The sequence below is a fragment of the Tessaracoccus lapidicaptus genome (assembly GCF_001693815.1).
GTDB classification, from domain to species: Bacteria; Actinomycetota; Actinomycetes; order Propionibacteriales; family Propionibacteriaceae; genus Arachnia; species Arachnia lapidicapta.
Map to the genome: position 1 here is coordinate 1 of NZ_MBQD01000005.1, position 21,256 is coordinate 21,256.

Genomic DNA, 21,256 nt, shown 5'->3' on the forward strand with positions numbered 1-21,256 from the left:
GGTCATCGTGGCGATGTCCTTTCGAGAGAGCTTTGCAAGGGTGAACTCGAAGGATCCCACGGTGACCGCGCTGACGTCCCTGACGGTCACGGCCACCGAGGGCTACACCACTATGAGGGACTTAACTCGCCGGCGATCGCCACCGAGTGCTAGCGAGCCTCCGAGAAGTAGGTCGGGGTTCACAACACACCACCGACCAAGGCGGTCACGCTCACCGTCGGCCATATGGAACCTGGCCCGGATCGGCGTGCCCAACAACAGCACCCACATCTGCCAATCCACCCCCGCCGGCTACACCGACTATTGGTTCGGCGTGCCGATCACGCAGACGAGCCCCCACGCAATGACGCTCGAGTCCGTGAACCCCTACTCGACGATCAGCACGAACCTGCGCCTGAGCCCAGTCCACGGACCCCCGGACCGGACCCAACAGTGGCACCCAGAGGTGACCAAGTCTCGGCCGAGTGTCTGACCCGACCGGCAGACTCCCCCTCATGTCGAGTCGCACACGGTCAGGGTTTGGAAACCTCGGCGAGCGACTGCGTAAACCCACGACCCCGTTCTGCCTTGTCGACAATCAACATCCCGGTCTGATCATCGAATGGGTCCTCCGCGAGGAGTGGCATGCGCGCGTCGCCTGGCTCGACCGATCCGAACTACGGGTCGGCGAACTCCCCGCCAGCCGGCTCACCCCCCAGACCGTCGCCGGAAAGTAGCCCCGTTCAGCCGCAGCGGCCGCCTCAACGGCAACCTCGAGATGTTCCACTTCTGGCAACGACGAGCACAGGGATCGGCAGACCCCGTGAGGCACTCAACTCGTGACATCAGACCGCAATGTGGCAGTAACGCCGTCAGTAGGCGCCGGCAATAGCGTGGCGGCTGTCAGCGAACCAAGAGTGAAGGGGAAGGATCATGAACACCATTGGGCAAGAGGCGGCAGGGGTTCTGGAGCGTGGGCTGGGTCGTCGCGGACTCTTCACGGCCGCAGCCGCGATGTCGGCGACAGCTGGTTTGTCTGCGCTCCCCGCGCAGGCGGCCCCCTCGTCCGGCGGCGGGGAGGCGTTCTACCGCGGGGTTCTGCAGCCGGGCCAAGGCCGGATTCTCGGAGACCACTACCTCTCGTCACGCACCGAGGAGATCCTGTGGGGCTACGTGCCCACCGTCCACGCCGCACCGGTCCTGACTGTTAAGTCAGGCCGGACGGTCACGATCGATTCCCTGTCGCACGAGGGCATCCTCGAGGACCAGGGCCGTGACCCGGTGGCTTGGCTAGGCGAGCAGGGCGTGCGCAGGGACAAGGTCCTCGACGACGCGATCGACGTGGCCGCCTCATACGACCGTACTACCCGGAACTTCGACGTGGACGGTCCGCATGTCGTGACCGGCCCCGTGGCCGTCGAAGGCGCCGAGCCAGGTGACGTCCTGAAGATCGAGACTTTGGACTTGCGCGCCCGCGTCCCCTACGGCGTCGTGTCCAGCCGCCACGGCAAGGGCGCGCTGGGGATCACGCCCGCCGGGGCCGCCCCCGCCGGCATCACCATGGACGAGGTCATGCCCCCTCACAGCACCGACGGGCGCAGCACCGGCAACCCGACCCAGTACGGCAACGTGTCGGTGTTCGCTTCGGTGTCGGGATCCTTCGGCGTGATGCGCGCCGGCAAGCACACGCTGAACTTCCCGCTGCGGCCGTTCTTCGGCATGATGGGCGTCGCCCACAGCGAAGCCCAGGGCCTGACCGATCCTTCGGCGAACTCGGTGCCGCCCACCCTCGGCGGCGGAAACATCGACATCCGCCACCTCGGGGAGGGCTCCACGTTCTACCTCCCCGTCAAGGCCGACGGGGCACTGTTCTACGTGGGCGACCCACACATGGCGATGGGAGACGGCGAAGCCGCCCTGACCGCCATGGAAGGATCCATCCGCGGCACCTTCCGCCTCACGGTCTGCAAGGCCGGATCCGGCGACGCCCCCAGCGTCGCCTACACCTACCCCTTCGCGGAGACGAAGGAGAACTGGATCGCGATCGGCCTATCCGACCCCAACGGCTCCGTCGACGGCCAGATCAGTGACCTCAACGTGGCAATGAGACGCGCCGTGGTCAATGCCCTCGACTTCCTCGAACACGACAAGGGCCTCGACCGGGCCGTGGCCTACGCCTACCTGTCCGCCGCCGCGGACTTCTGCGTCTCCCAGTTCGTCGACAAGACGCTCGGCGTCCACGGACTAATCCGCAAGAGCGACCTACTCAAATGACGCGCTGAACCGACAAGTCGACACAGAGCAGAAGCGCCTCCTGCCAGGCTCTCTCGGAGCCTGACAGGAGGCGCAGACCCCCCATCCCGACTTCAAACATATGGGGAGCTCTGACCCCCCAAGGCGGCTTGGCCGCACGGTGGCGGGTGAGTCACCCGGTCCGGGAGGCTGACAGCGGCATGTCCGGATATCCCCCCGCTGGGTACGGTCTATCGCATGGGACGCGGGAACAGTGACGAGGTCACGTCCTGGCACTGGTCGAACTGTGCTAGACGAGATCAGGTGGCGCCAGCATCGTTTGATTGACTGCCCGGTGACCCGGAAAGACCGGTCGGCAAGTGAGCTGCAGGTCGACGGCTACTGGCCCAGAGCGAACCTGGTTGTGAAGTACCGAGTGCAGCACTTTCGACCCCTGCCACTTCTCGATGAACCGGAATCCCTCACTGTGAGTGGAGTACATTCGGGTATCCAGCGTGTGCATTTGCACGATGCCCTCACCCAAGGGCGCTTCGCGTTTTTCCGCCCAGCCGAACATCATCGGAGAGGGACGTGCCCGGCTGCTGGCTCACCGCCCACCCTGCGACTTTGATTTCGAGTAGCGCCGTGAGCGCCGCCACGAGAGCCAGCCACGAGCGAAGCCCACCACGGTCGCGGCAACCTGCAGCACCAGCGACAGAGCCCCCAGGGCAGCGATCCCAAACGCGAACAGCGTCGCCCAATTGACAGCGGTCCGCCAGCCGGCCGTCCAATCCCCCGACGGTCCGAAAGTTGCTATCGCGACTGCTTGTAGAACGCCCAGCGCCAGGATGCCTCCGAAGAGCATCATACTGGCTTGCGAGAAGAGCTTGTCCCTGTCGCGCGCCTCCCATCGCTCCAGTCGTCTCTTGAGCGCTTCCGTCGCCAAGACGAACTCCTCGCTCACGCCAGTAAGCGAATACAACCGTTCAATGATCTCCAATTCCCTTAAGGCGTCTGTACGCTCGTCGCGCCGAGTGACATACGTCGCTGCAGCGCCAATGACGGCGACGAGGACGGTCGCGAGAGGCGCTGCGTATGCGAGATCCACATTCCGCACCCTACCGTCCGTCAAGATCGCTTCCGGCGCTATTAACGCATGTGAGCCAGGTTCCACGCACCGAGGGTTGCGCGATTCGTGAGGCCGCCATGGAGGGCCGCGAGCTGGGAGAGTCTCCGCGGGCCACGGCGCAAGAGGTCTTGTCGTGCGTAGCTTGGACGGACCGCCTCAGTTCCCATGCGCCGGGACTGCTGCACGAGTAGGTGACATCTCATCTGTGACGCCGTGGGGCGTCGCTGGGAGGATGTGTACCGTCCCTAAGCCCTACCCCCAGGAGTTCCGCGACGATGTCGTCAACGTCGCTCGCCGACGTGAGGCCGGTCAGACGATCAAGCAGATCGCGGCCGACTTCGGGATCGCCGAGTCATGTCTGCGCAACTGGATGCGCGCCGCTGACGTCGACGACGGGTTCAAGCCCGGCACCACGGCGACGGAGAACGCCGAGCTGCGAGACGCGAAGAAACGGATCCGGCTGCTGGAGCAGGAGAACGAGGTCTTGCGCTGGGCAGCGGCGTATCTGTCGCAGGCGAACCTGCCGGGAAAATGATGTACCCGCTCGTGCGTGAGCTCGCCGCCGACGGGATCCCCGTCGCGGTGACGTGCCGGGTCCTCAAGCTCGCCCGCCAGCCCTACTACCGCTGGCTCACCCATCCGATCGGCGAGCGAGAACTCGTCGCCGCGTATCGGGCCAACGCATTGTTCGACGCTCACCGTGACGACCCGGAGTTCGGGCACCGTCTGCTGGCCGACGAGGCCCACGACGCCGGTCAGGCGATGGCGGACCGCACCGCCTGGCGGATCACCTCTGCCAATCGCTGCTGGAGCGCGTTCGGGAAGAAACGAGGCGCCAACGGGAAGAAGCCGGGACCACCCGCCCACGACGACCTCGTCGAACGCGACTTCACCGCCAAGGGACCGAACCAGGTGTGGCTGACCGACATCACCGAACACCCCACCGGCGAGGGCAAGCTCTACCTGTGCGCGGTCAAGGACCTCTGGTCCGGCCGGATCGTCGGCTACTCCATCGATGCCCGCATGAAGTCCCGCCTGGCCGTGCAGGCGCTGAACAACGCGGTCACCGCCCGCGCAGCGCTAGGCGTCGACGTCGCCGGCTGCATCGTGCATTCCGACCGCGGGTCGCAGGGCGGATTCAACTGGTCGTCGCAACGCGTTGTTGTGTGAGTGATTCTAGATGTTGGTTCCAGACTTCGGCGGGTGTGCGCCAGCCGAGTCTCTTGCGGGGGCGTGTGTTGAGAGCGTGGGCGACGGCGGTGAGGTCCTCTGGTCCCCACCTAGCCAGGTCGGTTCCTTTGGGGAAGTACTGGCGCAAGAGCCCGTTGGTGTTCTCGTTCGTGCCTCGTTGCCAGGGGCTTCGGGGGTCGGCGAAGTAGACCTTGAGGCCGGTGTCGATGGTGAACTGGGCATGGGCCGACATCTCCTTGCCGCGGTCCCAGGTCAGCGACCGTTTGAGCTCGTCGGGCATGGATGCCAGCGCCGCCGCGAGCGCCTTGTTCATCGAGGTGGCCCCGTAGCCTGACAGAGCGGCCCCGTTCTTGACGATTGGCTGTTCGCGCCATCCGTCTTCTCGCGGGAGATGGACCAGGGTCGTGAAGCCCGTGGTGCGCTCGACGACGGTGCCGATCGCTGACCTGTTGGTCCCGATGATCAGATCCCCCTCATGGTGGCCTGGGATCGCCCGGTCCTCGGCCTCTGCAGGGCGCTCGCTGATCAAGACTTCCTGGGTTACGTGGGCCCAGGCCACACGTTTCGATCTGGCCCGGGGCATCCGCAGGGCCCGCCCGGTGCGCAGGCAGAGGATGAGTTCCCGGTTCAGCGCGCCCCTGGCCTGGATGAACAAGGCCTGGTAGATCGCCTCGTGGCTGATCCGCATGGACTCATCATCGGGGAAGTCGACCTTGAGCCGGTTGGAGATCTGCTCGGGGCTCCACGCTCTGACCCATCGACGATCTTCACGGTGTGGCTTGTTCAAGCCCTTCCATTCCCGCTCCGTGGGGCCAGCGACGGTCACGCCGCTCGGCAAGCGGATCTGACCGGAGAGCCGATCTTCGACGTAGCGAAGCAGCCGCTGATTGCTCACGAGTTTCGCGGTCTTGGGCCGGCGGGCGTACAGCTCCGCCTTCCACTGAGCCACCGAGGCCCGGTACTCGAGCTTCCCGCTTCTGGTCGCCGCGTTCCGGCGCAACTCCCTTGAGATCGTCGACGGACTCCTCCTGAGCGTGGCGGCGATCTCGCGGACGCCTTTGCCGAGCGCTCTCAGGATCGCGATCTCCTCTCGCTCCGCGAACGACAGGTACCTGCCTGACGGGGCAGGCCAGGAGTACGGCGTCATCCCGCCAGCATGACGGAACCACCGCTGCCCCACGGCCTGAGCCACGCCCACCGCCTCGGCGGCCTCCCGCGGCAACTTCCCCGTGGCCACCTCGTCCCAGAACTCACGCTCCTTCGCGCGGTGGTGACCCGGATGCCCCGGTGACCGCATCGGCCCACGCTTGGCAACCTCCGTCTCCCACATCGACGGTCGACCCACGACACCCTCCTGACCTCAGGTGTTGCGACGACCGGTTGAACCTGCGCAGTTTCGGGCACGTAAGTACCTCGCCGCGCTACGGCACCACAGGCTCGTCGGCTCCATGGGGCAGGTCGGGACCAGCGCCGACAACGCGGCCATGGAGTCCTTCTTCGCCCTCCTACAGAAGAATGTCCTGGACCGCCGTCGCTGGGCCACCCGACAGGACCTGCGGATCCAGATCGTGACCTGGATCGAACGCACCTACCACCGCCGACGACGACAGACCCGACTCGGCCGCTTGACCCCCATCGAATACGAGACGATCATGACCACACCGGCCCTCCAGGCCGCCTAACCCAACCTGTCACCAAGACGTGCAGCAGTCCCCTTGCCGAACCCGCTGAACCCGATGCAACGACCCCACTGCCCATCGCGTCATAACCCAGCCACCAAGGTATTGACACAGAGGGGCGCCATGAGCGGACGTCGCTCGCTTCGTCGCAACCCTCGGACGCCCTACTCCATCGGGGGCCTGTCGGCTTCCGTGGCGTCGTCATGCGACGCGATTCGGTCAAGAACCGCGCGCCATTCGTCAATATCAGTGCCTCCTTCCATGAGTCCGTAGCCGCCGCTGTGGCGATCAGCGCGGGTCAGGTAGAAGGCCCAGCCGCGGAGTAGGTCGACGCCGCACCATTCCGGAACCTGGTGGGTGCGGCGGTACTCCCGTACGGCTGGCCCCAGGAGCGCAAGGCGTTCCGGCGTGCGTCCCAGCCTCGCGTAGCCGTGGTAGCGGTGGGTCCACTCGATCTGCTTGCCCATCAACCGCTCAAAGTCATGAACCATGCGCCTGCCCCCTGCACCACACGAGCTGGCTCTGATCATGTGGCAACATTCGCATGGTGTCGAGCCGCCTTGCCGCCGTGGAATTCTGGGACAGAGAGATCGGTCGCTGGGTGACGGGCGACCACCGCCTCCACCCGGACCTGGAACGGTGGCGTGCCACCTACTCCGGCCGTGGAGCTGGCGCCGTCGACATGACCATGATGCCCGAGCCGTACATCGGGCCATTGGGCGGCAACAACACTCCAGCCCTCGTCATGCTAGGGCTCAACCCCGGGGCCCCCGCCCCAGCGTTCCAGAGCATGGAAGGGATCTACACCGAGCGGGTCCGTGAAACCTCCTACGGCGACTGGGCCAGCAGCGGCCCCTACACCGACGACGCCTGGGAGACGGCGCATGGGCGCAACCGCTACCACCAGAACCGGCTCTCTTTCGCTCGCCGACTACATGGCGACGACTCCATCCAGAACCACGACCTGCTCTACATCGAGCTCTATCCCTTCCACTCCAAAGCCGTCACCGCCGCGATAGCTCCGCCCTCCGACCTCCTCTCCCGGTTCGTTCTCGATCCCATCAGTGAACTCGAGACCCCATTCGTCTTCGCCTTCGGAAAGCCCTGGCTGAAGGCCGCCACACGGCTCGGGCTCGGCGACGGGCACCAACTTCTAGTCAGTTGGGCCACTGCCAGCCGCTCGGCCCGGATCTTCCCGTTGACCCGCAACCAACGACTAGTGGTTGTCACCCAGCTCGGGTACGCCGGTCCGCCCGGCGCCAGCGATACCGACGCGCTCATCGGAGCGCTCCACAGCCGAGCCTGAACAGCCAAAGCACCCCAGCATCGAGACCACCCACGCGACGAATCGGGGCAGTCAGCCTCGGGGCCGGCAGCCCTGCCGCAGCGCCCCAGGCCGCAGCATGACCCCTTCCCGTACACGATGGTCGGCCGCTGTCGGCTGTGCGCCTACCTATCCAGTCACCCGGATCACACGGGCCTGGGGCTGAGCAGCCCAAGCTCCCCAAGGTTCCAAGATCACCCTCACCGGGCGTCGCAGCTGGCTAGAACGTAATGGTCGGTGGCCCACTGCCACGCAGGCGGGCTCCGAGGAGCGTGCGCAGAACAGCACCGATGAACGCGCTGCGGTAGCCCACCTCGCTCGGATGGATGACGACGGACCCGGTGGCTTGGAGCGTGTCGAGGGCTACTTGCACCATCTGGAGCGGGACAGACTTTCCCTCGGGGGACTTACTGGTCGCGACAAGGATGGATTCACTGTCGATGCTCAGAACGGTGTTGATCCGCCCCGAGGGAGTCCGCAGCTGCGTCCCGATGAGACTGCCCACAAGTGAGCGCGCGCTCGGAACTTGACGTGTCATGCCGGCCAACTCCTCCGCGACTGCCGAGCAAGGTCAAGAGTCCTCCTCGGCGAAACCGCGCCTGAGGAGGGTACGGCCTCGTTGCGGCAGATCCGGGTGCTGACCAGCCTGGAGGCCGGCGTCCCACTGGCTCCTCGGCAGCCGAGTAAGACAGCATGTCCCGGGGGTTGCTTAGCGGCCCCGGACCGAGTTGATCGCGAGCTCATCGTCTGGCCGCTAGGGTGCTGGAGCGCCAAGCACGGCGGCAGCCGCAACCAGTATCGGGAGTGTAATGGAACAGCACCTAGTGTCCGACTTGGCCGACGCGCCGGTACGTTCGCGACTCGTTGGCGTACGAAGCAGCGCTGGCCCGCTGAAGAATGTCTCGTTCAGACTGGGCGATGGCGTTACTGCACTGTATGGCAGGAACGGCGCGGGGAAGTCCTGGTGTCTACGGAGCCTTAGGGACGCGCTGGCGGGGAATGGAGATACTCGCGCGCAATTGATCGTCTCGGTTGACCCGACGTCAATGGATTGGCTCTTCCCGGAACTTGCTGAGTACTGGGAGGCGCCGACGAGTGCAGCGGTGAAGGAGTCACGCCTGCGTGAGTGGTTGACACAGCGCCCAGTGGCTCGGGGCGAGTCGGTGATGTCGTTCGAGCCGTCCACGGCACTCGTGGATGCCTTGGATCGCTCGCAGTACGTCGCCTTGACTCCCATCGGCACGAACGAAGGGCGCTGGGAGGTCTGGCTCTGCGTAAGTCCGCAGGAAAGCCCAGCACTGAGTGCTGAAGTCGAGCACGTGACGCGGATCATGGATGCTGTGGCTGCCTTGAGAGGGGCGAGCGCATCGGTAGCGGACGCCGTGGGCTTAGCCGAACTTCATCATGGCGCTGCTCTGAGACCGGAATCCGTGCGAGCACTCGATGAGTACCGCAGAGAGCTGCTCGACCTCATATCGATCGTCGAGACTGAGGAACTGCCATCCATGGTGCGGTATCTCTTGGAGAGATGGGAGGGCCTCGAACCCGACGGAAAGTACAACAGCATCGGGGCCCCGGGCGACCTTATCGAGACCTACGAGCTCTACCCGCTGTGGGCGCGGCATGCTGTCTGCGCCTGGTCGCGGGGGCAGGCCACTTTCGACGAGGACTGGGTTCCCCTCGAGCAGAACCTTCGCGCGTGGTTCCAGGATGGTCTGCCAGTCCCGGTGGCCCGCATCGGCGAGGTCTCCAAGATCCCTTGGGTCAGCCACGGTGAGGAGAGTGCGGCCGACGCCGAGCGTGTCACGCTCGATCAACTGGGGCACCAGATCTGGGGTCAGTGGAAGAGCTGGCACCCGACTGAGGCCGACATGGAGTCCTCACGCTCATGGGCCTCGCGGGCCGAAACCAGAGCGAATGCCATCTATCACGACCTGCTCCAGGACGCACCGAAGCTGCGTCTGGTTCTCTATGGCGTTCGCGATTGGCCCGCAGGCCCCCTGGACTGGGGAGCGGCATCCGACGAGTCGGAGGCCAAGATCATCCCAGTGAGCCAGCTTTCCACAGCTGAGGCACGCTGGGCGCAGCTGGCGATCACACTCGCTGTCGTGGACCCCGATATCTCAGACCCTGACGCTTTCTCTTCACGCGCTGAGTGGCCCGAGAATCTATCGGCTAGACAGTTGCTCAGCGCCCGCAACGCAGCGCTGGACGACTGTGGACGCCTTACTCGCTCGGGGCCATCGCATAGAAGTGAGTCGGCCGAGATGCAGGTCGTGATTTTGGACGAGCCCGAGTCGGCCTTGCACCGCTCGGCTGAACGCTACATGGCCCGTGGACTCGACGCTCTCACGATGAGTGGCCGTCAAGTAGTTGTTGCCACGCACTCCCCTGAGATTCTGAACCGCCCCGAGATAGCTCTTGTACATGTCAGCCGAGAGGGACGCGGCACGACGACAGTTCGCCAGATGGCCCACCGAGACCTCACTCGAGCCACCACTGAACTGGGCCTTGCGCCATCCGATCTGATCGGTCTCCATCGCGTGTTCTTGCTGGTAGAGGGCGAGCACGACGAGATCGTCGTGGAAACTCTGCTCGCCGACGTTCTCGACGGGGCCCGCGTGAAGATCGTCGCCATGAGGGGCGGGTCGAAGCTCCCCACCACCGTCGAAAGCCAATTGATGTTTGACATGTCGACCGCTCACGTAGTCGCACTCCTTGACAACGTCGACCGTAGGCATCTCGATGCGGTCTGGGATGAAGCTCAACAGCGCTTCCTCACCACCGGACCCGATGACGCAATTGCCTTCCTCACCGCAGCGACGCGCCACCTCAAGGGTGAGGAGTTCAAGTGGATCACTCAATGGCTGGCACGCGCCATTAAGAAGGGAACCAGCGGACGGCTCGTTCCCTTCGGGCTCTCAGCCGCTGACATCATCGAGTACCTCCCGGTTCAAGTGATCGCACCCATGGCCGGTAAGGAATGGCCGGCGTTGCGCGCGGAACACGAGGACGCCAAGGCAAGCCTCGACAAGGCCAAGGGCCTACACGACTTCAAAGCATGGCTGCAACGCACCTACGGAGCCGACCTATCACCAGTTAACATCCGCGCCGCCAGCCAAGCGCTCCATCACGTACCAGAAGAGCTAAGGACACTCGGCTACAGGCTACGGGAGATCGCGAGTCGATGACGGGAGTCGACCCCGGGGTCTTTGTGCCACGCGTTGCCGGTGTGTTCGCCAGATGAGGTTGCGGCGGTCAGCCGGAAGGCCCTCATCCCCGGCGCGGCAGATGAGTGTGTCCAGGGCAGGTACGTGCCTCCATGGAAGGTGGCACGACGGCAGCCGTCTTGGGCACTCGTCGACGAGTCACCCTGTCGAAGCGTGCCGGCCAGGGAGCTCCTCCATTTATAGTGCGCGGCGCGCCAGCGCCCACCGCATTGCTGGACGTCACTGTCCAAGCAGTAGATCGCGAACTCGTTTGTGCACGTTTGCCGTCCGCCCGACGCGCCATGGAAGGAACGGGCCCGGGTACCGGCGTCATTGAGGTACCGTTCCAGCCAGAAGCCCCACACGAGGGTTCGTCCCCATTTGCCCACGGACTGGACGCGCTTGCGTAGCATGCACATATGACGTCACGCTACCGGACCCGCCCCCAAGTGCACTTTGAGGCGTTTCGAATCCTCGAGCAGAGGCGAGTGGAAGCGGGGAATGCGATCTGGGCAATCTTGGCAGGATCGAGGATGGCGTCGAACACCCTGAATCTGACGGAGGGCTCCACAAGGACCCTCGCGGAGATTTTTCCAACGGTCGAGCATATTGACCGGTTCAACCTCCGCTCGGACACTGCAAGGGAACTGCTGGCCCAAGCGGAGGCTGAGCTTTGCACAATGGGTATGTCATACGCAATCGCGCTTCACGAAGATTTCGTGAAGACCTGCCTCTCATGGCTCCTGCCCTTAGGTTTGGTGACGCGGTCGCAAGTGAGAGAGGCCAAGACCTTCAACATCCATGAAAAGATTGAGACCGCCTCTGGGGTGTCCATGGATATCGACTCTCTTCAACTCTTTCACCTCACTCGATTGATGCGCAATTGCCACATTCATGCGGGAGGGCAGGGAAGCCGTGAGCTGGAGAGGCATGGAAATGGATTGACCTCTCGCCAAGTCGCCGTTTGGGAGAGCCTCACGAAGGAGCCGTTCACGCCGATACGACAAGGGGCATATGTCGCAGTCGGCGTCGGTGGCCTGATTGCGACACTAGCCATTGGTAAGCGACTTTCTTACGACGTGAATCTCTGCCTGCAGTCAGCTATTCCACGAGACAAGTGGGCAGATATGGCTGCCGCCGAGTATTTCTCCCTCGGCGCGAAGAAGCCGAGCCATCCTAAGGCGCTGAGATCAGTGCGCGGGTATGCCCGGGGCAGGTACGACGCTTTGAGCCTGACCGACCGCGAACTCACGGACGCCATAGACCGGATAATGGGTCAAAGCGCGATCTAGGTGCGAGACGATGTAAAAGATGGGATGCTCTTCCACTGAGCTACGGCTAGCCGCCAGGAATCGAACCTGGGTCTCCCATTTCTGTGCAATGCCCCGACTGTGAGCCGGCAGGCCGAACGCCCGCATCGCCACGAGCATCATAGCAGAGATCCAGGAGGGTGACGCCCACCGTCAGGCAACTTGCGATGCGGGTCGTCGGGAGACTCTCCCTGATGACCGGTCATCGGCATGAGCGACCCTCATCAACCGTGCGGCTTGTTGTCATGGCGCCGTCTTCATCCGGTTCGGAGCCAGCGCGGAGTCATTGGCCTTGCACACGTCGACACTGTCCCTCCGTCGCACGTTTGCCGCATGAAACGATCCAGATCGAAGCCGATTCAGCGTACTTCTTAGTCAAACGGATTTCGAAGGAGGTTCAAGTCCTCTCTCGGACACACTTTGAAGCCCCCAGTCATATCGGCAAAAGCCGCTGTGACTGGGGGCTTTGTTACTCGTCGGCCACGTCGAGGAGCTCAAGTCCCACCGGAAACGTCAGTCCCCGTTCGTCATCGCCATGGCGGCGGTCGTCGTGCATTTCGTCGCGGTCGCTGACCACTTGCTGGGCTGCCTTCGAGCCGAACCGCGATGACTGGATCCTCCATCGATCCACGGCAACGTGCAAGCACGTGCGGGTCAAGTGCCCGGGTGGGCCGGTCGCAGGCTGGATGGGCATGTGCTTCCCGATCGTGCAGACCGGGTCGCGCGACCGGCCGACGTCATGGGCTCCAGCGGATGGCTCCAGTTCCGCAGAAGCTGGTGCGGACTGCCGGGCCCTCGAGACAGGCGGCGTCGACCAGGGCGCGATCGCCGATGGGCTCGTGGAGGGAAACGGTCATCTGGACGCTGTCGTTGCCCTGGCAGTTCTGGGGCTCGTTGCCAGGGAGCGGTTCGGCGTCGACCCGGATGATGATGTCGTCGATACCGAGTGAGACAGCTGGCTGGGCGATCGCCCCGGTCACCCCGCTGGAGCACTCTGCGCGAGTGACCTCGATAGTGACGGTCGTCGACGTGGCGGTCACGCGCCCGGGGTCGGCGAGAGTCCAGGTCGCGGCCGCGCCCACCTGGGGCGGGATCGTGGCGGTGACATCGGGGATCGCCGGGTTCGAATCTGGCAGGGCGGTCCGGGTCGCCTCGTCAAGCAGCGGGCGGACGGCGTCGTACACCCGGTTGTAGAAGCCGCTGCCGGGGTCGTTGACGCGCCCGGGGGTGCCCGACTCGTCCAGATAGACGGCCGTCGGCAGGATCCGCAGCACCGGGAGGTTCGCGTCGGCGGGGGTGACGACGAAGCCGCGGAAGCCGAGCCCGGGATCCGGCGGGTCGGCAGGGATCACCTCCCCGGCAGCCGCACTATCGCTGATCATCAGGTACAACTCCTCGGCAACGTCAGGGTCGAGCGGGATCTGCGGGTTCTCCCGTCCCGAGTAAAGGTCGACCATCACGGTGGCCCGGCCGGGCGGGGCCGCGGGCGCGTCGGGTACTGGCGTGCTGCAGCCCGAGGCGGCCAGTCCGATGCCGGCCACCACGACGAGGCCAACGGCTGTCGCCAGCGAGCGCCGTACTGCATGGGCGGCAGGTTGGGGGCCCGGTCGGGCGGCGCGGCGGACCGGACCGAGCGGGACCGCTGAAACAGGCATGGGCGACGCTCGGCGGAGACTCTCCCAGATCCGGGAGCCGAAATGACTCATGTCAGAAGTACACACCCGCCCGTGCCGTGCCGAGTTATCTACACGGTCCGGTTTGCGCCGGAGGCGGCAGATCACCGCCCCGGATGCGGGTCGGCGGACGAGCGCAGAGTTCAGATCTGGTCAAGGTCTCCTCAAGAAGCGCCGCAGAACGGCCTGATCGAGGGCTCCGCGGCTTCGGCGTCGGCCACGATGGGGCGTCACCCCACCGAGGAGTCTCCATGCGCCGCCCTTCGAGCGTGCTTCCTGCCGCCGTCCTTATCGCGATGGTCGGTCTGTCCCCCACGGCTGCGGCCCTCGAGCACGCGCCGGCCGACGGCACGCACCAGGAGGGTCACGCCCACCAGGACGCACCGGCATCCCCCACCGCCATGGCGTCCACAGCACCGCCGACGACACGACCGCCGACGACAGCACCCGCGCCGCCGGCGCCGGAGCCGACCGGTGACGACCCCGAGGGCGACGGGCACAGCGCGGAGGGCGACGGGCACAGCGCGGAGGGCGGGGGACACGGCGACGCCGGGGACTCCGTCGACCGACCCCGCGCCCTGGTGTTCGGAGGTTTCGGCCTCGTCAACGGCGCCGTCATGCTGTATGCGGGATTGCTCCGCCGTCGCACGGCTCCTGACCACAGCCGCCGCCGAGCGGCGCGAGCCGCCGCGCTCGCCGCGGCCACGCCCAAGGGGGACGTCCGATGAGCACCCCCACGCGACTCCGGCCTGAGAAGGAGCCGGGCACCGTCGTCGCCGATCTCGACGAGGCACCCGACCTGACCCCTCCCCCCGCCGGCCGGAACCTCATGCAGGTCCCCTGGGTGGCGCGCCTGCTACGGAGTCGGCTCTATCCCGGCGTCATCCAGGTGCCCGTCGCCGCAGTCTTCGGCCTGGTGGCCTACCAACTGCTCGTCGGCCCCGACTCGGCCCACGACAACGCCGGAACGGCGCTGATGTGGGTCCTGTGGTGGCCCCTCATCCCCATCGTCTTCGTGGCGCTGGGAAGATTCTGGTGCGCGGTGTGCCCCTTCGGGTGGCTCTCGGATCAGGTCCAGAAACTGGTGGGCGCCAACCAGCCGGTCCCCGCTTTCCTGAAGCGCTATGGCATCTGGATCATCGACGCCTCCTTCCTGCTCATCACCTGGGCCGACCACGTCTGGGGCGTCGTGGAGTCCCCCTGGGGATCCGGTGTCCTGCTCCTGCTGCTCACCACGGCGGTCATCGCCTCCGGGGCGCTCTTCCAACGCCGCACCTTCTGCCGCTACCTGTGCTTCCTCGGCGGCCTGTCCGGCAACTACGCGCGCACCGGCATGGTCGAACTCCGGGCCGACCCGGCGATCTGCCGCACCTGCACGGCGCGCGCCGCCTGCTACAACGGCACCGACAAGGTCGCGGGCTGTCCCTTGTTCACGTTCCCGCGCACGATGGACACCAACGCCAACTGCAACATGTGCGCCAACTGCATCAAGGCGTGCCCCAACGACGCGATCCAGGTTCGCCTCCGGAAGCCCACGAGCGAGCTGTGGTTCATCACCAAGCCGTCGACGGAGGAGTCGTTCCTCGCCATGGCGATCATGGGCATCGTCATCGTCCAGAACGTCACGATGCTTGAGGTGTGGGACTCCGCGCTCGCATGGCTCGAGGCCACGACCGGCATCACGAACTACGCACTCATCTTCACCGTGGCCTTCGCTGCGGCGGTCAGCCTCCCGGTAGGCCTCCTGGCCTTGGCCTCACGCCTCGCGGCCGGCCGCAACCTGGAGAGCACCATGAAGAATTTCGCACGCTTCGGCTACGCGCTCATTCCGCTGGACGTGGCGGGTCACATCGCCCACAACCTGTTCCACCTCCTCGCCGAAGGCGGGTCAGTCCTCACCACCGTCGCGGCGCTCGTCGGCATCACCTATGGCGACGGTTCCCCGGCGCTGGCCGGCGACACCACCATCCGGATCCTGCAGTTCGCCCTCCTGGCGCTCGGCATCGCCGGGTCCCTCTACACCGCCCGCCGGATCACGCATCGCCGATACCAGTCGATCACGCGACGCACAGGCACCTTCGTACCGATGGCCGTCCTGATCGCCTTCCTGGGGGCGCTGAACATCTACCTCTTCCTGCTGCCGATGGCCCACCGCATGTAGGGGGCGCCGTCCAGGCCCGCCAGGGCACCTGAGACGATCTCACCCAACCCCACACCCCCGGAGGACTCATGACCCGTGGCCCCAGCAGCGCCTGCGTCGACGGCAACGAGGCGGCGGCCCGCGTCGCCCACAGGCTGTCCGACGTCGTCGCGATCTACCCGATCACGCCGGCATCCACGATGGGTGAGCTGGCCGACGCCTGGTCCGCCCGCGGCCGCACCAACCTGTGGGGCGCGGTCCCTGAAGTGGTCCAGATGCAGTCGGAGGCGGGCGCGGCCGGGGCGCTGCACGGCGCGGTGATGAAGGGGACGCTGGCGACCACGTTCACCGCCAGCCAGGGTCTCCTCCTCATGCTTCCCAACATGTACAAGATCGCCGGCGAGCTGACACCGGCCGTGATCCACGTCGCGGCACGGACGCTCGCCACCCACGCGCTGTCGATCTTCGGGGACCACAGCGACGTCATGGCCGCACGCGGCACCGGCTGGGCCATGTTGTGCGCGTCGTCGGTCCAGGAGGCCCACGACTTCGCGGCCGTCGCCCACGCCGCGACCCTGACCTCCCGGGTGCCCTTCCTGCACTTCTTCGACGGCTTTCGCACCTCCCACCAGATCGAGCGCATCCAGGTTCTGGGTGACGAGGACCTGCGCAGCCTGGTGGACGAGGCTGCAGTGTCGGATCACCGCGGTCGCGGCCTGAGCCCGGACGCCCCCACCCTCCGCGGGACAGCGCAGAACCCCGACGTGTTCTTCCAGGCCCGCGAGGCCGCCAACCGCTTCCACGACGCCGTGCCCGACACCGTCCAGGAGCTCTTCGATGACTTCGCCGCACGCACCGGGCGGCGCTACCGGCTCGTCGACTACGTCGGGGCACCGGACGCCGAGGAGATCATCGTGCTCATGGGCTCCGGCGCCGGCGCGGTGGCGGAGACCGTCGAGGAGTTGGTGGGCCGCGGCCGGAAGGTGGGTCTCTGCACGATCCGGCTGTACCGGCCCTTCCCCGCCGCCCAGCTGGCCGAGGCGCTGCCTCCGACCGTCCGGCGGCTCATGGTCCTCGACCGCACGAAGGAACCGGGTTCCGTCGGCGAGCCGCTCTACACCGACGTCCTGGCCGCGCTGGCGGAAGAGGGACGGGCCGACATCCGGGTCTCCGGCGGCCGCTACGGCCTAGGCGGCAAGGAGTTCAGCGCTGCGATGGTGAAGGGGCTGTTCGACGAGTTGGCGCTGCCTGCGCCGCGGCGGCACGTCACCGTCGGCATTTCCGACGACGTGACCGGCCTGTCCGTCGCCCCCGATCCGGCGTTCTCGGCGGCGCGGGCGCAATTGCAGGCCGTCTTCTACGGCCTCGGCTCCGACGGGACGGTCGGTGCCAACAAGGCGGCGGTCAAGCTCGTCGCGGACCACACGGACCTCCACGTCCAGGGGTACTTCGTCTACGACTCCAAGAAGGCGGGGTCGGTCACCGTCTCCCACCTGCGCTTCGACGCCGACCCCATCCGCTCTACCTATCTCATCGACCGTGCCGACGTCGTGGCCGTCCACCAGTTCCCGCTCCTGACGCGGCTGCGTGTGCTCGACACCGCCCGTCCGGGCGCCACCGTCCTGCTCAACTCGCCCTACCCGGCGGACGCGGTCTGGGCTCACCTGCCACGCGAGGTCCAGCAGGACATCCTCGACAAGGATCTCCGGGTGCACGTCGTCGACGCCTACCGCATCGCGCGCGAGAACCGTCTCGCCGGCCACATCAACACGGTCATGCAGACCTGCTTCTTCGCGCTCGTCGATCTCCTCCCAGCGGAGGAGACTGAGGAGATCCTCATCGCGTCGGCCCGCCGGTCCTACGCGGCCAAGGGCGAGGACGTCGTCGCGCGCAACGTCGCGGCCATCCGCGCCGCCCTGGGTGGCTTGGAGCCGGTGCGGATCCCCGGCGAGGTCGAGGGCGACGTCCGGCGGCAGAGCGGGCTGCCGGCGCACGCCCCACGGTTCGTCCGCGACGTCACGGCGCCGCTCCTCAACGGGGACGGGGACCTCCTCCCGGTCAGCGCCCTGCCCGTCGACGGCGTGTTCCCCACCAACACCGCGCGGTGGGAGAAGCGCGGCCTGGCCGCCGAGGCCCCCGTCTGGGACGCGGACCTCTGCACCGGCTGCGGGAAGTGCACCATCCTGTGTCCGCATGCGGCCATCCGCATGGCCGTGTTCGATCCCTCCTCGGAGGGGGCCCTCCCAGCTGAGTTCCCGACGACGAAGTTCAGCTCCCGGGAGTTGCCGGGATACCGGCTGACGCTCGCGGTCTCCCCCCTCGACTGCACCGCGTGCGGCCTGTGCGTGGAGGCCTGCCCCGTCGCCGACAAGGTGGACCCGGCCCACAAGGCCCTGCTCATGGCACCGATCGGAGACCGGCTGGCCGCCGACCAGGAGCACTTCGCGGCGGTCGAGGACCTCCCCCAGCCGCCGCGCAGCGCCCTGAGGGTCGACACCGTCAAGGGGTCGCAGCTGCTGGAACCCCTCTTCACGTTCTCCGGAGCCTGCTCCGGGTGCGGCGAGACGCCGTATCTCAAACTGCTGAGCCAACTCTCCGGCGACCGCCTCCTCCTGGCCAACGCCACCGGCTGCTCCTCGATCTTCGGCGGGAACCTGCCGACCACCCCGTGGTCCACCGACGCTTGCGGCCGGGGGCCCGCGTGGGCCAACTCGCTGTTCGAGGACAACGCCGAGTTCGGCCTGGGCATCCGGATCGCGGCCGACCACCAGCATCGACAGGCCCGCGACCTGGTGGCGCGCCACGCCACGGACATCGGAGCCGAGCTCGCGTCCAGCATCCTCGACGAACCCGCGGCCGCCGACGACCTCACGGTCATGCGCCGGCACATCCGCCGCCTCAAGGCGAGGCTCATCGAGCTGGCCCCGCCGACCGGCTCAGAGCTGGTGCGGCTCCTCACCCTCGCCGACGAACTGGCTCCGCGCACGGTCTGGATCATCGGCGGGGACGGATGGGCGCACGATATCGGCTTCGGGGGCCTGGACCACGTCCTGGCGTCGGGCCAGAACGTCAACATCCTGGTCCTCGACACCGAGGTCTACTCCAACACCGGCGGCCAGGCTTCCAAGGCGACGCCCCGGGCCGCCACGGCGAAGTTCGCGTCGGCCGGCAAGGGGAGCGCCAAGAAGGATCTGGGCCGCCTGGCGCTGGCCTACCGCGACGTCTACGTCGCCCAGGTGGCGCTCGGCGGCAACGAGATGCAGACCGTCCGCGCGCTGCGGGAGGCGCAGCAGTGGCCCGGCGTCTCCCTGGTGATCGCGTACGCCGGTTGCATCGAACACGGCATTGAGATGGTCCAGTCGCTGCAGCACCAGAAGGCGGCCGTCGCCAGTGGTCACTGGCCGCTCTACCGCTACCGTCCGGCCACGGACGAGCGGGACGCTGACTTCTCACTCGACTCGAAGACTCCATCCCTGCCGGTGCGCGAGTTCGCCCTGGGCCAGCGCCGTTTCGCCCATCTCCACCGCACCGACCCTGAACGGAGCGAGAGCCTGCTGGCCGGCATGCAGCAGGACGCCGACGAGCGATGGGCCCACTACGTGAACGTCGCCGCCGACACGCGGCCGACCTGACCCCTGGCCGCGACCCTCGGGGGTGCTTAGGTGGTCCCATGACCTTCCTGGCCCCGGTGACGCTCACAGGCCGCCTCGTCAGCCTCGAACCCCTGGCGGTCCATCACGCCGACGGGCTGGAGGAGGCCGTGCAGGACGGCGCGATCGACCGCCTGTGGTACACGTCGGCTCCCCCGCCTGACCGGATGGCCGATGACATCGCGGGCAAGCTCGCCCAGGCCGCCCGCGGTGCGATGCTGCCCTTCGCCATCCGTCGCCTGGCAGACGGCCGGCTGATCGGCGTCACCACCTTCTGCAACCCGTTGCCCGCGGTCCCCGCCACCGAGATCGGCTACACGTGGCAGGCGGCTTCCGCGCATCGCACGGGCACCAACACGGAGGCGAAGGCGCTGATGCTCGCCCACGCGTTCGATCACTGGGGCTGCCGCCGTGTGGCATTCCGAGCGACCTGGTTCAACCACCAGTCGCGGCGCGCGATCGAGCGGCTGGGCGCGGTCTACGAGGGCCGCATCCGCCAGGATCGCGTGCTCCGCACGGGCGAGGTGGCCGACACTGCCCAGTACTCGATCACCGACGGCGACTGGCCCGCGGTCCGACGCCACCTGGAGGCCCTGCTCGCCCGGTGACCACGCGGCACAACCCGGGTATCACGGCAGTCGGACGCCGCGGACCGGGGGTCGCTACCCTCGCCACGAGACCCAGAGTGCGAGAATGGCCCCGGGCGCGAGACAGGAGGGCCGATGGACACACACTCGACCTCGACGGGTGACGATCCCATCGGGAGAGCTTCTGCGGACGTGAGCGAACGCTCCGTCCTGGTCATCGGCGACCTGTGTCTCGACGACAACGAGGTGGACGGGCGCGACCTCGCCCCGTCGTGGGGATCGCCCGCGCTGTTCATCGCCCGACACCTTCGGCTGGAGTACGGGATCACCCCTGTGGTGTCGGGCGCCTACGGCGAAGACCTGCTCCCTCTGATCACCGAGTTCTCGCTCGACCGGGGCCCCACATGCGCCCGGTCCCTGTCGTACCGCAACATCGTCGAACCCGTCCACCCCCACGACAGCGGAAGCGCCCACGCGCGGGTGCAGTACTGGCGGCCGGCCACCTGCGAGCCCTATGCCCTCAGTGGTGCGGACATCCCCGCCGATGCGGAGCTGGTGTACTTCTGCCCGTTGACTCCGGACCTCGACCGGGTCGCCGACATCCGGACGATTGCCTCCGCCGCCGCGGCGACTACCGCGGTGAAGGTCCTGCTCGCGCAGGGGCTGATGAGGGTCAGCGGTCAGACGAACGGAACGGCCTACCGCCGCGTCGAGCGACGCGACATCACCGACTCCGAGGCCCTGACCTGGGCATGTTTCGACATCGTGGTCTTCTCCGACGAGGACCTGCAGGACGCCATCGCCAAGGCCACGCGCTGGTCCGCGGCCCCCGGCGCTCACGAGACCGGCTTCATCGTCACGGAGGGCGAGCTGGGCGCCACGGTCTGCTTCCGCGGGGACGCGACGCGAGTCCCCACCCGGCCGGTGGCACATGAGACCAGCCCCGTCGGAGCGGGCGACGTGTTCGGGGCCACCGTCGGGCTCGAGTTCCGCGACGCCGTGCGCGATGGGCTCGACCGCCACGACGCCCTGCTGCGTGCTGTCGCCGCCGCGACCGCGGCCGCCTCCCGGCACGTCGCGAACGCCTGAACCCGTTCGGTTCGCAGTCGCCGCACACGGGAGAGAACTGCCGCCTAGACTTTCCTTTCGAGTG

Annotated in this window: 15 protein-coding genes and 1 pseudogene; 12 read left to right on the forward strand and 4 right to left on the reverse strand. The window is 66.8% G+C overall.

Annotation, left to right across the window (positions count from 1 at the left end):
- Positions 1-912 precede the first annotated feature (912 nt).
- The gene (locus tag BCR15_RS02150; RefSeq protein ID WP_068749990.1) at positions 913-2,253 is read left to right on the forward strand and encodes an acetamidase/formamidase family protein; all 1,341 of its coding nucleotides are present in this window, start codon (positions 913-915) and stop codon (positions 2,251-2,253) included.
- A gap of 565 nt (positions 2,254-2,818) precedes the next feature.
- Here the strand turns inward: BCR15_RS02150 and BCR15_RS02155 are convergent.
- Positions 2,819-3,319 (reverse strand): hypothetical protein, encoded by a 501-nt coding sequence (locus BCR15_RS02155; RefSeq protein WP_068749992.1) that lies wholly within the window; start codon positions 3,317-3,319, stop codon positions 2,819-2,821.
- Between the two features lie 253 nt (positions 3,320-3,572).
- Here BCR15_RS02155 and BCR15_RS15530 point away from each other — a divergent pair, with 253 nt between their 5' ends.
- Entirely contained in the window at positions 3,573-3,875 is a 303-nt protein-coding gene (locus tag BCR15_RS15530; protein WP_068749994.1) for an IS3 family transposase, read from the forward strand.
- An 11-nt stretch (positions 3,876-3,886) separates the two neighbouring features.
- Positions 3,887-4,510: a DDE-type integrase/transposase/recombinase gene (locus tag BCR15_RS15535; RefSeq protein ID WP_176715169.1), complete on the forward strand. Its 624-nt coding sequence runs from the start codon at positions 3,887-3,889 to the stop codon at positions 4,508-4,510.
- Here the strand turns inward: BCR15_RS15535 and BCR15_RS02170 are convergent.
- Complete coding sequence (locus BCR15_RS02170; RefSeq protein WP_068749996.1) at positions 4,479-5,861, reverse strand: IS30 family transposase; 1,383 nt, start codon at positions 5,859-5,861, stop codon at positions 4,479-4,481. The genes BCR15_RS15535 and BCR15_RS02170 overlap by 32 nt on opposite strands.
- A 58-nt stretch (positions 5,862-5,919) precedes the next feature.
- On the opposite strand from BCR15_RS02170, the pseudogene BCR15_RS02175 reads away from it, so the two are divergent.
- Positions 5,920-6,213: pseudogene (locus BCR15_RS02175) on the forward strand (integrase core domain-containing protein); the annotation flags it as partial.
- A 161-nt stretch (positions 6,214-6,374) separates the two neighbouring features.
- On the opposite strand, the gene BCR15_RS02180 reads toward BCR15_RS02175, so the two are convergent.
- On the reverse strand, positions 6,375-6,677 hold the full coding sequence (locus BCR15_RS02180) for a hypothetical protein (protein ID WP_141679997.1): 303 nt from the start codon (positions 6,675-6,677) through the stop codon (positions 6,375-6,377).
- Positions 6,678-6,754: 77 nt separating this feature from the next.
- Between BCR15_RS02180 and brig1 the strand changes: the two genes are divergently transcribed.
- From brig1 to BCR15_RS02200, 3 genes are all read left to right on the forward strand, one after another.
- Positions 6,755-7,516, forward strand: a complete 762-nt coding sequence (gene brig1 / locus BCR15_RS02185; RefSeq protein WP_068750000.1) for an anti-phage DNA glycosylase Brig1 — start codon at positions 6,755-6,757, stop codon at positions 7,514-7,516.
- A gap of 827 nt (positions 7,517-8,343) precedes the next feature.
- The gene (locus tag BCR15_RS02195) at positions 8,344-10,725 is read left to right on the forward strand and encodes an AAA family ATPase (protein WP_141679999.1); all 2,382 of its coding nucleotides are present in this window, start codon (positions 8,344-8,346) and stop codon (positions 10,723-10,725) included.
- A 437-nt stretch (positions 10,726-11,162) separates the two neighbouring features.
- Complete coding sequence (locus BCR15_RS02200) at positions 11,163-12,035, forward strand: hypothetical protein (RefSeq protein ID WP_141680000.1); 873 nt, start codon at positions 11,163-11,165, stop codon at positions 12,033-12,035.
- Positions 12,036-12,790: 755 nt separating this feature from the next.
- Here BCR15_RS02200 and BCR15_RS02210 read toward each other — a convergent pair.
- On the reverse strand, positions 12,791-13,594 hold the full coding sequence (locus tag BCR15_RS02210) for a hypothetical protein (RefSeq protein ID WP_141680001.1): 804 nt from the start codon (positions 13,592-13,594) through the stop codon (positions 12,791-12,793).
- 383 nt (positions 13,595-13,977) lie between these two features.
- Here BCR15_RS02210 and BCR15_RS02215 point away from each other — a divergent pair, with 383 nt between their 5' ends.
- From BCR15_RS02215 to BCR15_RS02235, 5 genes are all read left to right on the forward strand, one after another.
- Positions 13,978-14,454, forward strand: coding sequence for a hypothetical protein (locus BCR15_RS02215; protein WP_078919668.1), 477 nt, complete (start codon positions 13,978-13,980; stop codon positions 14,452-14,454).
- The gene (locus tag BCR15_RS02220) at positions 14,451-15,887 is read left to right on the forward strand and encodes a 4Fe-4S binding protein (RefSeq protein WP_078919669.1); all 1,437 of its coding nucleotides are present in this window, start codon (positions 14,451-14,453) and stop codon (positions 15,885-15,887) included. Before BCR15_RS02215 ends, BCR15_RS02220 begins: the two co-directional genes overlap by 4 nt.
- 68 nt (positions 15,888-15,955) lie before the next feature.
- The gene (gene nifJ / locus BCR15_RS02225) at positions 15,956-19,498 is read left to right on the forward strand and encodes a pyruvate:ferredoxin (flavodoxin) oxidoreductase (RefSeq protein WP_068750014.1); all 3,543 of its coding nucleotides are present in this window, start codon (positions 15,956-15,958) and stop codon (positions 19,496-19,498) included.
- A gap of 38 nt (positions 19,499-19,536) precedes the next feature.
- Positions 19,537-20,124, forward strand: a complete 588-nt coding sequence (locus tag BCR15_RS02230) for a GNAT family N-acetyltransferase (RefSeq protein WP_068750016.1) — start codon at positions 19,537-19,539, stop codon at positions 20,122-20,124.
- Between the two features lie 171 nt (positions 20,125-20,295).
- Positions 20,296-21,192: a carbohydrate kinase family protein gene (locus BCR15_RS02235; RefSeq protein WP_176715170.1), complete on the forward strand. Its 897-nt coding sequence runs from the start codon at positions 20,296-20,298 to the stop codon at positions 21,190-21,192.
- The last annotated feature ends 64 nt before the right edge of the window (positions 21,193-21,256 follow it).

What these genes read in the sequence shown, in the direction of transcription:
- BCR15_RS15530 (WP_068749994.1), top strand. Translation starts at nt 3,573, where the DNA reads ATGTGTACCGTCCCTAAGCCCTACCCCCAGGAGTTCCGCGACGATGTC.
- nifJ (WP_068750014.1), top strand. Translation starts at nt 15,956, where the DNA reads ATGACCCGTGGCCCCAGCAGCGCCTGCGTCGACGGCAACGAGGCGGCG.
- BCR15_RS02150 (WP_068749990.1), top strand. Translation starts at nt 913, where the DNA reads ATGAACACCATTGGGCAAGAGGCGGCAGGGGTTCTGGAGCGTGGGCTG.
- BCR15_RS02170 (WP_068749996.1), bottom strand. Translation starts at nt 5,861, where the DNA reads ATGTGGGAGACGGAGGTTGCCAAGCGTGGGCCGATGCGGTCACCGGGG.
- BCR15_RS02180 (WP_141679997.1), bottom strand. Translation starts at nt 6,677, where the DNA reads ATGGGCAAGCAGATCGAGTGGACCCACCGCTACCACGGCTACGCGAGG.
- brig1 (WP_068750000.1), top strand. Translation starts at nt 6,755, where the DNA reads ATGGTGTCGAGCCGCCTTGCCGCCGTGGAATTCTGGGACAGAGAGATC.
- BCR15_RS02230 (WP_068750016.1), top strand. Translation starts at nt 19,537, where the DNA reads ATGACCTTCCTGGCCCCGGTGACGCTCACAGGCCGCCTCGTCAGCCTC.
- BCR15_RS02195 (WP_141679999.1), top strand. Translation starts at nt 8,344, where the DNA reads ATGGAACAGCACCTAGTGTCCGACTTGGCCGACGCGCCGGTACGTTCG.
- BCR15_RS02220 (WP_078919669.1), top strand. Translation starts at nt 14,451, where the DNA reads ATGAGCACCCCCACGCGACTCCGGCCTGAGAAGGAGCCGGGCACCGTC.
- BCR15_RS02215 (WP_078919668.1), top strand. Translation starts at nt 13,978, where the DNA reads ATGCGCCGCCCTTCGAGCGTGCTTCCTGCCGCCGTCCTTATCGCGATG.
- BCR15_RS02200 (WP_141680000.1), top strand. Translation starts at nt 11,163, where the DNA reads ATGACGTCACGCTACCGGACCCGCCCCCAAGTGCACTTTGAGGCGTTT.